Below are 11,495 nucleotides of genomic sequence, written 5' to 3' on the forward strand. Positions count from 1 at the left end.
TGATAACTGTTCACTGACTTAATTACGAGCAGCTAGAACTGAAAGTCAGCTAAAGCTTCACTGCTAGAGAGCAGCAACTGTGCCAAACTATAGCTCAGTGGTAGATAGAGCTAGTGATGGCAAATTATTGTGTTTCTCAAGGGATGAGTGACACAAAGGTTATCCAGCTAAAAGTTAGGGCAGAGGATTTCTGGACAACTTAAAACCTGTCTGAAAGTTTTTGGAAGCATGACAACTGGCATTTAGCCGAAACAGACTTTGATAACTGCTTAGGGATCAGTTGCTCTGCTAAACTCAACTTCTAACTGGTTTTTTGTGGTTTTACATGTAAAAGCCCGTAAGGCGATGCACTTACCGTATTTTACTTGTAAGCATGATAAAACGTCTAGCGTATTCGCGTTGTATATCGCTAGATTCTCTGGATAATACACAGCAGCCGATTAAACTTCTGAGAACTGGTTGTTAAAAAAAATACCTAAAATTTAATAACGATAAGGATAACAGAACTTAGGCTTTCAGGAAAGAAACCCAACTTAGGGACTGATACCAATTCTGTATGAAGATGCGCCTAATGAAATGAGGAACGAACCGCAAAGGACGGATAGACACAAAGTGGCTTCTCGCAGGGTAGAACACAAAAAAAGAAATAAGAAGTCAAGAAAATTTGGCGCAGCCTCACAAAGAAATGGTGTGACAAAAAATAAATTATCCAAAATTATTTGTACATTTATAGGGGCGCAAAGCCTTGCGCCCCTACGATAGGATATTTTTTTAACTGGAAGTCCCTTGGATGGACATTTTTTGGATTTCACTAGCCTGCCTTAAGCCGCCTCCTTTGTCTACGTTCAACCCAACCGACAATTATCTTTAGCTGAACTGTATTGTGTCATAGATAACTTTTTCTAAGTACCAGTTATCTGACTGACCTTGGTTTCTTCGCTGCTGCTATGCCAAAAGCCCTTTGACGGCTAATTTAGCGATTTTGAGGGGATAAAAGCGATAATGCAATCGTTTTTTCTTAATTTTGGGTAAGTCTTATCTTTAACTGAACTGTATTGTGTTCTGAATACCTGGTTTATACTCTAAATATTTATTCTGTAATTCCTCTGGAATAGGAATAAGACGATTATTTTGCAAACTTACAAAAGCGCCCTTTTGGGTAGCTACTGCTGCTAACTCATTGTTAGATAAAATTTCAGCTTGCACAGTCCACTTTAACCGTCCTAAATTACTCATCCATAAACGTCCAATCACTTTATCAATAATCTTTATCGGACGTTTATATTCAATTTCAGTTGCAGCTAAAATAGGTGCATATCCTTGATCAATTTGTTTATTTAATTGCCAATGTTCATCTAAAAACTTTAAACGTAAATCCTCTAGCCATCTAATATACACAATATTACTTACAATTCCCATAAAGTCAATGTCGTATGTTCTTACAGGAATTGCTAATACTACTTCTAATGGTCTATGCAAATTGTTATTTACTAGCATTATTTCTCTCAATAAATTCTTTTTTAAGATTGCTTAGTCTTTAAAATAGTAAAAACTTTTCCATCTTATAAGGATGGGTAATTATTAATTGCCTGTTATCCCGGACTGCTAATAAAGAGTCAATGGTTTAGTTCATCTCCTCACTCAAATCTTGCCGCGCTTAAGCAAGACAATTCCCCAAAGCATAACTTTTTGGGGATTGTCCTTAATCTTTTGAGCATCCATCTCAGGATATATTTACCTAAGACGATCGCTTATTTCCGACCACCAAACCATTTAGCTGCGATCGCTCCTAAAGCTGCTCCTACAACTGGATTACTGAGAAACTTAATCAGCGCTGGTTGTTCAGCCATCACTTCTCGGAAGATATCAGGATGATTGTGATAAGTGAAAGATGCCAGTTTGCTCAGGTCATCTGCATTTATGTGCTTAGGATTATGGGAAGAAAGTCCCAAGTCTTTCTCTAGATGGCGCTCATCTAGACCTCTTTGCTTCAAGTGCTTGAAAAATGACCCTGCCACATCATCCCGCTCGTTAGGTTTAATCTGAGCGATCGCCTTCTGCAATTCTGGCTCCATCTGAGTAGGAGGAATGCTGTCATGGTTGAAAGACCGACCAAATAATTGACGACGTTCTTCGTGGGATGAGCGTTGAGCAAAATCATCAAAACTTTGGTATTCCTTACTTGGGTCAGATGAAACATCATCTAAAGATTCTGTATTACCATGCGCCAACTCATTCAGAATTTCGCGTTTATACTTGTCACTGCTGCTCATTTTAATTTTCTCCTTTTTTAGTTCAAATCAACGGAAATCAGCTTTTTGACTTCGGAAAATTGAGTTAATTATTTATACTCAATTTGAGATGATTGCACATCATACTGACCCGTTAAAATCAGTTTTTTGTCTGGTGCATACATCAAAACTGTTAAGTCTTGATTAGGGAAGTTTTTGTGGAAACCTTGGAGTAAGGATTTTGCTAATGGTCGCACTTCCGTCGGACGAACTTGAGGCGTAATCACGACACCTAACTTGTTGTTATCACGGACATAAGCATCTTGGACAATTCCCTTTGCTGTACCGATAACCCAGTTACCAAAATCCTGACCTTGTACGCTGTTACCACGCTCTAACAAGGCATAGTCACCACTACGACTGATTCCGGGTGGTAATTGAGTTGGTTGTTTAGCTTGAACCGTACCACTACAAGCGGCTGTTGTTGTTAGTACTAAAGCCAAGACTAAAGCCATTAAAATTTTGCGAAACTGTTGAATCATATTCACACTTGTCTCCTAAAAAAATAAGTTGGAAGTTCTACAATCCCAGCCTATAGCAATCCTATTTGAGTTATGAAAATTATCAAACAGCCTTCTCTACTTGAACGCAGAGCATCTCGTTAGAGAAGAGAACAGGAGAAACAGAAAAGTTCATAAATCATTTAAAACTGCTATAGACGTTTGAGTAATTGCTTGAATAAGCTCTAGCTTAAGATGCAACATACATGGCATAAATTTTAAGTAGATGTTCAAGCACTTTTGTAATTTGTATCTATCCAACATTGTGGCAAGCTCTCACCAGAAGGAAAATTTAATTTGCCTTTCTCAAAAGATTCTGGGTCTTGTTCTTCTTCTCCCACCTGATATTGGCCTTTAACAGTAGTTTCTTTCGGGCTAAACAGTGCCTCAATGTCGAGGATTTCTACTAAATTGCCGCTCTCTTTTTCTTGTAGTAACATGGCAAAACTTAAGTTTGAGGTTTGAGGTTTAACTTACTCATGCATTCTTTTTAATAGTCTCAGCCTAACAGCATAAGGTGTACCACCCTAAGCGTCAGAAAGAACGTGCCGACAAGTTCAGCCAACGCAGACTTGACGCTTTCTGGTTTGAAGAAGTCTCTCCTGTAGCTAAATCGGTAGATTAAATCTAATTGGGGATCTCTACAACTCTTGCGAACGCATACAGAAAGCAAATACATTTGCTCGCTCACAAAAATGCCGAAAACCCTTGAAGAGATTCCAGCCAGACTCAGCCTGGAATCTCTGTGCTATCTGACAAGGGATGAAGGCTAAAAGTAGTCTTCTTAAATACGGTCTTTGGGCAACTTACCAGTTTTTTCCTCAATAGTACGACCCTCAGCATCAACGTCTAACTCTTCACGTCGAATCGTCTCTTGAACTTCAACGGTCTCTCGTTCTACAACTTTTTGGACTCTGACTTCTTCGCGCACAAAAGCTTCTTTCTGGACATCAGCAACTTCTTCATAGAGTTCTATACGTGCTACCTCGCCCTCGCCGAAGTTAGCTGTTTCAGCAGACACAACTTTGCCTGCATCTTGAGGAGTAACTCGCTCAATTACGACTCGCTCTCTTTCCACTGGAACAGAAACTCTTACAGTTTCTGTTTCAACGTGCTTGCCAATTGTCACTTCTCCAGTTTTACGGCGTTGTTTGTTGGCAACTAGCCTTTCTTCGTAGAGTTTGAAGGTTTGGTCATCATGAGCATTGACATCATATAGATCAGCGTCGTTTGCATATGTGTAGTTATTGCGATCATAAGTGGGAGCAGTACGACCATCTGTCGATGCTACCGCAGCTGAACTTCCTACAGACGGTGTACGATATCCTCCACGCACCCGTTCTTCATAGTCGTAATCAAGCGCTGTATGTTCTTGATATTCAGGCAAATTTTCTGCTTGCTCTTTTGTCAGCCCAACGGCATATACACGGTTTGCTCTAGAGTCAATACGCGATTTCCCTACTGGTAGTAATACTTTCTTGCCAAAAATCCAAAGGCCTAAGTCAATAATTAAATAGCGGAATGCTCCTTGTTCGTCTACTACAGCATCACTTACAGTGCCAATCTTCTCATCAGTTCCCTGAACATATACATCCATTCCTTTGATGTCGTTACCTTGAATAGCATCCCGGTAGTCTGTATCAAATTCACTTATTTTTTGGAGTGGCATTATTCTATTCCTTAATAACGTACTGTTTCTTTTTTAGAATTTAGCACATTCAATTTAGATAAATCTTCTTTCCAAAGATTGAGTTAAATCATGTTGAATTTTAACAAAAAGTAGTAATTCAGTCTAGTTTTACTTGCATCATGAAGAAGTCTTATTTCAATATCTTAACTTTTGTGACTCTAATGATGAAATCAATTATAACCTAATTTTTACTGAAGGTAGTCTGGCAGCACTTTTCAGCCGGATATTTAACCCTGGATGAAAATAAGCCACTTAACAAAGTAGGATTTAAACCTTGTTCACGACCTCGCAACAGTAAACTCTATAAGGTAATATTCATAAACCAGGACACGTGTATTGTTAATGTTTTTGTGACTAGGTTCTAGCATTTTTGTGACTAGTTTCTAGCCGGAAATGTCAGATCAAAACTCAGTCAAATTCATATATATTCAGAATTTTAAGCTATTTAAATTTATTATAACCTTACATTTGAATCAAATATTATGATATTTTTTTAGCCCTTATTGTTTGAGTTAAAACCTTAATCTCACTCTTGAAAAAAAACTTACTCCAAAAGATTGATGAGAAACTAATATAAAAATGCCTTAATATTATTAAAGCCCTAATAAATTAAGCGATCGCTTCAATCGAGATAATTACTTAGTAACAATTAAAACTAGTAGTATTGAGAGTAAGCGTGCGAAAGCGATTCTCAAACAGCGAGTAATTGAGAATTTTATTATTGATGATGCCTCCGCAGGTGACAACTAAGGAGTTCATCAAACAGTGAGTTTTGATGACAACAGTGAAGACTTTACTGTTATCATTGTTGATTGCCGCCATGAAACTGTTTAACTCACTGTGTAGAGTCAAAAGTTCATAGTTCAGGAAATAAAAGGCGTTAAAAATGTAGTTGTTAAAGCAACCGTTGCCAAAGTTGATAACAACAAAGCCTAAACTTTAAAACTGTTCTCATTGCAGAAAATTAGGAGAAAATTATGGAAACCGAATTAGAGCAACAGCAATACGTCGATGCTGCCTCCCAAAACCGGATAGAAGCACTTAAAGGTTCACAGGCTGGAAACTTGCCAATGTTACCGCCTGCCTCAGAACCTGAAGAACAATGGCAAAGAATTGGCAGACAGATTTCTACATTTTTGGCACAACTACCTGAGTACATAGGTAATTTTTATCAAGAATACAAACTACCAATTATTAGCTTTGCTTTGCTTGTAATAGTGGTTACGACACTGAGAATATTTCTAGCAGTACTGAACGCAATAAACGGTATTCCATTAGTTTCTCCAATTCTACAGTTCATTGGACTGGGTTACACAATTTGGTTTACTTTTCGCTATTTGCTCAAAGATTCTACTCGGCAAGAATTAGTAGGAGAAATTCGTTTGCTTAAAAAACAAATTCTAGGCATACAAGAATCCCAGACTTAGAGCTAACTACAATATATGGCGAATAAAAAAGTTTTTTTCGCCATATATAGCAATTCTAAATCATTCGTGAAAAGTTAGATACCCGACTTATTTTACAAAGTCGGGTATCTGGACACCGCGAATTTTCAAAAATCAGATAAGGCTGCCATATATGTGTATTGAAATATTTATGTTCAAATAAAAAGCCGAGTTTTACTTGCTCATTGTATAGATATATAGGGGTGTGCGTTAAACTAAGTCGCCCCATCATCATGACTAGCGCTAATTAAAATAAATTATGGAAATGCAAATAATCAAATGCCCATATTTTTTGTGGAATTTATTTATTTTTCAAGAATAAACTAAACGATGGCAGATGGCTGGAGATAGATATATAAGCCAAATTAATAAAGATGTAAACAACTTTATCTGATTTTTACAGCAAGCTTGGCGATAAAAAAACAACAAAAATAAGAGGAAAAAATGCCTAGACTCGTAGGACAGCGCTCTAATACTGGAGCAAACATTACCGTTCTCATCATCCTTGTCGCCATTTTTGGGGTATTTATGGAATACTTTGGCGTTATTGACATCGTTCCCGGTTTTGGCAGAGAGGGACGATATTTTCAGCTAAAAATTCAGCCAACCAACGAACAAGTCACTAAATAACCCAATTAATAATAACTGCAAGGGATAGATAAATGCGTAAAGGTAGTGATGTGCTCGATAAAGTAGTCGTCACCTCTGACAAGGGTCAGAAAATTCAGCGAATTCTAGATTTAATTTTTGATCACAAACGCAATCAACTTTTGGGTTTCCTGGTTGAAGAGAAGGGACTGTTTAAGGATGCAAAAGTTATTCCCATACAAGAGGTGCAAGCGATTGGGTCAGATGCGATCATAGTTAAATCGAAAGAATCTGTTGTTAAAGCACATCGTGTGCCTGCAATTAAAGAGATTCTGCACCAGAATATCGTATTAAGAGGAACAAGAATTCTGACCACTGAGGGACTTTATCTTGGTGGACTGGTGGATTTGTTCTTTGATGAACATAGTGGACGGGTGGAAGGATACGAAGTTTCTGGCGGTGTATTTGCCGATGCTTACTCAGGGCGATCATTCGTTCCTGCTCCCGAAGCACTGATAATTGGTGACGATGTTGCCTTTGTGCCTCCAGAAACTGCTCAGATGATGGAAGAACAGGTCGGTGGTATCCGGGGAGCCGTCCAAGCAACTGAAGACAGGTTGCAAGAATCGGCTCAAACGGCTAACCGCAGGCTACAGTTAGCCAGCCAGAATGCAGGTGAGCAACTACAAAGCTCAGTAGAGAACGTGAATCGCAGGCTACAGTCAGCCAGCCAGAATGCAGGTGAGCAACTGCAAAACTCAGTAGAGAACGTGAACCGCAGGCTACAATCAGCCAGCCAGAATGCAGGTGAGCAACTGCAAGCCGCAACTGATGCTACTAGCAGCAAACTGCAAGACCTGAATCGAGATGCAGCTGCCTCCCTGACAAACAATTTGGTTGACCCTGCCGAGCAAAAAGTATATGTGATTGGCAAGCATGTTGAGCGAGATGTGCTAACTCCAGACGGTAGTGTACTGCTACTAGAGGGGCAGTCAGTCACGCTAGTCGATGCAGAAGCGGCCGAGCGCTTAGGTATCCTTGATGAACTCTATCGAGCCACGGGTGGCAGTCTAACTGTAAACATCAGCCGCAATTTGCAAGCAGCAACAGAATCTACTAGCAATCGAATTAGGAGCGCAACGATAAGCAGTGCTGCTAACCTACGTCACTCCGTTAATGGGCTGGCAGCACAGGCGATGCAGCAGGCAAGAGGGCGCAGAGTCCTGCAAACGGTGCGTGCTGAAGATGGCTTAATTATTGCGGCATCTGGGCAGATTGTAACTGAATCTGTCCTTGCTCGTGCCCAGACTTACGGCAAACAAGCAGAATTACTCAACGCTGCTGGTCTGGCTCTGGCAACCGCAGTTCGTTCTACCACAAGTGACACATGGTTAGAAACCAAAGTTCAACTGCGCCAGGGGGCAAGTGTCGCCCAAGAGAACCTCAACACTTTCTGGCAAGCCTTGAAACAGAAGGTAGAAATGTTACAAAGACGCAGCACACGGGCGATGAGGAAGCAACGAATTGAACTTGCACTGGGTCGTCCTGTTACCCGCGTCATTCTTGATCCAGAAGACAACGTGATTCTGAATGTGGGCGAATTGATTACACATTGCGCTGTGCGTCAGGCTGAAGAAGGTGGAGTCCTGAATATCTTACTGAGTTCGGTCTATATTAAAGAGCCAGAAATATCTGATCAAGAGCTACGTGCCCAAGAATATGGAATGGCGGCCCTATCGCATCACGATAATGAGCGATCGCAACTTGAAGCCAAATCAATCACAGTTAACTAATGCCCGACTTTAATGCCTTTGGGCATTTTTTCGTATCTTGTACTTTATCCGGTTCAATTGCTGCTGCCGTTGTCGCGTTTATTTGCGGTAACAGGCATCATCTAGAGTGCGCTTTTTGTCAAACATGGGCAATTTTCGGGAATACGTTGCCCAAGACAATAACTCTACTACATCGGCCTTCTCCTTCCTCTGCCTCTTTTTTTGACGAAGGTATTGATCGTGAATCGTTACTCATTAGCAAAACGATGTTTGGCGGAAGCTCTAGGTACAGCTTGGTTGGTTCTGATGGGCGTGGGTACTGCGGTGATCTCTGGTGCAGTACCTTGGGTTGGAGTTACTGGAGTGGCGATCGCTTTTGGCTTAAGTTTGTTGACTGCTGCCTATACCTTCGGTTCTATTAGCGGATGTCACATCAACCCCGCAGTCACAATTGGTTTTTGGGTAGCCAAGCAGTTTTCTTCCAAAGACGTTTTACCCTATATAGGGAGTCAGATTCTCGGCGGAATTTGGGGGAGTACTATCCTGTTTTTGATTTGTATGGGCAAGCCTGAGTTTACAACAGCTAACTTTGGTTCTAATGGGGTGGGAATTCACTCCCCTGGTAACTATAGCTGGTGGGCTTGTGCATTAGCCGAATTCATTGTTACCTGTGGTTTTGTGCTGCTGATTTTGAGCGTTACATCTTCTCGCGCTCTCAAGCTGTCTGCACCCATCCCCATCGGTTTGGGGCTGACCTTGGCGCATCTGATCCTGATTCCGGTGACAAATGCCAGCGTCAATCCCGTGCGATCGCTAGCCACAGCTATCTTTACTCGCGATTGGGCATTGGCCGACCTTTGGATTTTCATCGTGTTCCCAATTTTCGGTGGAGTTTTGGCAGGTATGTTTGCCCGATGGTTGCAAAAACCGGACATCTAAGCTACTTACCACTAAATAAATTTCCAGCCTACCCTTCGGTATTTATTTAACTTTCATTTATTGTTTTTTTCTTTTCAATCTCTATAATGCGCTTGGGACAGGAGCAATGCAATTTTATTAGGTCGCGCAAAACACGAGCGATCGGCGATCGCTAATATTGATAACAAAAGCAACTTTTGTTATCATAGTGTGATTATTCCGCACCATAATTTATTTTCTTGAAATATCTCAAGAGGATTTCGGTTAAATGCTCTCGTTGCTGTCTGCATCAATCATTTAGTAAGCAAGTATTTATTAATACAACAACTTGGCAAAATAACCATTGGAAGTATAAAATTCATCCAATTATTCAATTTTAGTTGAAATCAATACCTGTTAAGGTTTAATTCCAGTGTGTTGAACAACTTAGGCAAGTCCTTCTGAGAAACCTTACGTGTACCCGTCTCGACTGCATCAACCCAGGAAACGCTTTTCCCCATCGTTGTAGCGAAAAATGCCCTAGACCAGCCTTTTGCTTTTCTAGCTTCTCTGATCACATTACCTGATATAGGCTGGATATTGTTTACACTTAGCTGATTTGAGTCCATAGTCAAGCGTTCCTGTACTTCTACTGGTAGATGAAAACGCCATTTAGAATTCAGTATTTCACTCCAGTAACCTATAGGTCTTTTAGTGCTTTTGCTGCTTGTTAACCAAGCTGGGCCTGTTTCAAGTTCTGCTTGCCATCCTGCTTCTTTTACAACTTTCAAGTCAGTTTCAAAGTCATCAGCCATTTGCCGTCTGAGTTGTCTGTCTTGCTCTGCTGTTGACACTTTATCTGCACTGTAAGCAATCTCCATCAAAGTCTTGCCCATTACACAATCCTGGAATTCCGGCTGGATTTGGAAGGTTAGCCAAACTAATATTCTAGCCGCGCCAGCATTTTGTTTCCCAATGCTAAATAGTTTCTGTACGGTTTTCTTGGTAATAATTCCAGTATGGTAATGATATTTTGATTTATTGAGGAAGTATTTTGTCCATACTCCAGCTTGACCTATCACCTTTAAACCTACTAGCTTGCTATTGCCAACTTTATCTGTTTCAAAATCTCGTATTATGCTAACGTCCCAAATCTTTAAATCAGCAACAGTAAAAGCTCCTACTTTCCCTTGTTTAGGCCATGCAATACAGGCTAGTACCTGAGCGGGTTGTCGTAACAAGTGGTACAAAATACTCAATTTTTCATGCTTGCATAAGTCCCTGCGTTTAACAAGCCCTGTGTATTCAAGTAGTTGCCTCTCATCTATAATAAAATTGCCTGACCAAGGTTTATCTAAGCTGGCTACTAAAGCACAATAAATTAGGTGAATTGCACACGCCCTTGGGTCAAATTGATCTATAACAACTAAAGCAGCCTCTTCAGCCAGAGTTTCTGGTTGTGAGGTTTCGGGATTATCTGTTACATAGTAAAAGATTTTTCCTTTTCCACTTTCAACTTCTTTTTCATAGCTGAAAGTACTGCTTGTTTCAGTTTTCCATGATAGATTCATTTTTTGAGATAAGACTTCAGCAACTCCATGCAAAACTAACGACAACGCAGCAATACTAGTCTGATCAGGAAATAAGGAAGCTTTTTTGAATTGTCGGGGTTCAGCTAGATACTGCTTATTTAATAGTAACTTTTGCTCATCTTTCTTAGAAGATGTCTGAAAAGTAATTTGCTTTTCTAATTTAGTAGTCTGGTCTTCTACAATTTCTTCACCTTCAGCAACATTAATTTCCTTTGGATTTGGATTACGGGAAAGGGTAATTCCTATCACCTGCTGAATTAGATGCGAAAATTTACTATGTAACGTTTTTACTAACTCTTTCATTTCTTTAAAAATCCACTGCTCACGTAGGTAAAAATGGTAGACAATAACTGTGAAAACTGTTGGAATATAACTTCATCCAGTAGTGGCACGCCGCAGTAGGATTAGTTATATGATATCCAGTTTGAAGTGGGGACTGAAGTCCCCAAATCGAGGATTAAAGTCCTGACTACGAGCACAAGTTTATTCTCACCTAATACGGCAAGTGTGCGTAGGCGTAGCCCGCCGCAGGCATCGCTCAGTTTGGAGTGGGAACTTCAGTTCCTAAATCGAGGATTAAAGTCCTGACTACAAGCACAAGTCTATTCTCACTTAATACGGCAAAGTGCTGCCTCAATACTTTTCGGTTAAGAATTAAGCAGTATTGATAATGGAAAAATTAAGTGGCTGGCGTTGAGTACCAGTTCCTCTATCGCATGG

At 40.2% G+C, this 11,495-nt stretch carries 10 protein-coding genes; 4 read left to right on the forward strand and 6 right to left on the reverse strand.

Annotated features, from left to right (window positions below; all coding sequences use genetic code 11):
• Nucleotides 1-1,041: 1,041 nt before the first annotated feature.
• The 5 genes from V7K21_RS19640 to V7K21_RS19660 all read right to left on the reverse strand — a co-directional run bounded on the left by V7K21_RS19640 (nt 1,042) and on the right by V7K21_RS19660 (nt 4,460).
• On the reverse strand, nt 1,042-1,497 hold the full coding sequence (locus V7K21_RS19640; RefSeq protein WP_335176930.1) for an acyl-CoA thioesterase: 456 nt from the start codon (nt 1,495-1,497) through the stop codon (nt 1,042-1,044).
• A gap of 254 nt (nt 1,498-1,751) precedes the next feature.
• On the reverse strand, nt 1,752-2,273 hold the full coding sequence (locus tag V7K21_RS19645) for a hypothetical protein (RefSeq protein WP_335176931.1): 522 nt from the start codon (nt 2,271-2,273) through the stop codon (nt 1,752-1,754).
• A 68-nt stretch (nt 2,274-2,341) separates the two neighbouring features.
• On the reverse strand, nt 2,342-2,779 hold the full coding sequence (locus V7K21_RS19650; protein ID WP_335176932.1) for a hypothetical protein: 438 nt from the start codon (nt 2,777-2,779) through the stop codon (nt 2,342-2,344).
• Nucleotides 2,780-3,021: 242 nt separating this feature from the next.
• Complete coding sequence (locus V7K21_RS19655; protein WP_273762480.1) at nt 3,022-3,231, reverse strand: acetyltransferase; 210 nt, start codon at nt 3,229-3,231, stop codon at nt 3,022-3,024.
• A 344-nt stretch (nt 3,232-3,575) separates the two neighbouring features.
• Entirely contained in the window at nt 3,576-4,460 is an 885-nt protein-coding gene (locus tag V7K21_RS19660; protein WP_335176933.1) for a DUF2382 domain-containing protein, read from the reverse strand.
• A gap of 998 nt (nt 4,461-5,458) precedes the next feature.
• On the opposite strand from V7K21_RS19660, the gene V7K21_RS19665 reads away from it, so the two are divergent.
• The 4 genes from V7K21_RS19665 to aqpZ all read left to right on the forward strand — a co-directional run bounded on the left by V7K21_RS19665 (nt 5,459) and on the right by aqpZ (nt 9,225).
• On the forward strand, nt 5,459-5,908 hold the full coding sequence (locus V7K21_RS19665) for a CAAD domain-containing protein (RefSeq protein ID WP_335176934.1): 450 nt from the start codon (nt 5,459-5,461) through the stop codon (nt 5,906-5,908).
• A gap of 462 nt (nt 5,909-6,370) precedes the next feature.
• The gene (locus tag V7K21_RS19670; protein ID WP_298906380.1) at nt 6,371-6,556 is read left to right on the forward strand and encodes a hypothetical protein; all 186 of its coding nucleotides are present in this window, start codon (nt 6,371-6,373) and stop codon (nt 6,554-6,556) included.
• Between the two features lie 32 nt (nt 6,557-6,588).
• Nucleotides 6,589-8,307, forward strand: coding sequence for a PRC-barrel domain-containing protein (locus tag V7K21_RS19675; RefSeq protein ID WP_335176935.1), 1,719 nt, complete (start codon nt 6,589-6,591; stop codon nt 8,305-8,307).
• A gap of 219 nt (nt 8,308-8,526) precedes the next feature.
• Nucleotides 8,527-9,225, forward strand: a complete 699-nt coding sequence (gene aqpZ / locus V7K21_RS19680) for an aquaporin Z (protein WP_335176936.1) — start codon at nt 8,527-8,529, stop codon at nt 9,223-9,225.
• A 365-nt stretch (nt 9,226-9,590) separates the two neighbouring features.
• Here aqpZ and V7K21_RS19685 read toward each other — a convergent pair whose 3' ends face one another.
• Nucleotides 9,591-11,078 (reverse strand): helix-turn-helix domain-containing protein, encoded by a 1,488-nt coding sequence (locus V7K21_RS19685; RefSeq protein WP_335176937.1) that lies wholly within the window; start codon nt 11,076-11,078, stop codon nt 9,591-9,593.
• Nucleotides 11,079-11,495 lie beyond the last annotated feature (417 nt).

The sequence above is a fragment of the Nostoc sp. genome, from assembly GCF_036919595.1.
In the GTDB taxonomy this organism is placed as follows: Bacteria; Cyanobacteriota; Cyanobacteriia; order Cyanobacteriales; family Nostocaceae; genus Nostoc.

What these genes read in the sequence shown, in the direction of transcription:
- V7K21_RS19640 (WP_335176930.1), bottom strand. Translation starts at nt 1,497, where the DNA reads ATGCTAGTAAATAACAATTTGCATAGACCATTAGAAGTAGTATTAGCA.
- V7K21_RS19645 (WP_335176931.1), bottom strand. Translation starts at nt 2,273, where the DNA reads ATGAGCAGCAGTGACAAGTATAAACGCGAAATTCTGAATGAGTTGGCG.
- V7K21_RS19655 (WP_273762480.1), bottom strand. Translation starts at nt 3,231, where the DNA reads ATGTTACTACAAGAAAAAGAGAGCGGCAATTTAGTAGAAATCCTCGAC.
- V7K21_RS19660 (WP_335176933.1), bottom strand. Translation starts at nt 4,460, where the DNA reads ATGCCACTCCAAAAAATAAGTGAATTTGATACAGACTACCGGGATGCT.
- V7K21_RS19665 (WP_335176934.1), top strand. Translation starts at nt 5,459, where the DNA reads ATGGAAACCGAATTAGAGCAACAGCAATACGTCGATGCTGCCTCCCAA.
- V7K21_RS19670 (WP_298906380.1), top strand. Translation starts at nt 6,371, where the DNA reads ATGCCTAGACTCGTAGGACAGCGCTCTAATACTGGAGCAAACATTACC.
- V7K21_RS19675 (WP_335176935.1), top strand. Translation starts at nt 6,589, where the DNA reads ATGCGTAAAGGTAGTGATGTGCTCGATAAAGTAGTCGTCACCTCTGAC.
- V7K21_RS19685 (WP_335176937.1), bottom strand. Translation starts at nt 11,078, where the DNA reads ATGAAAGAGTTAGTAAAAACGTTACATAGTAAATTTTCGCATCTAATT.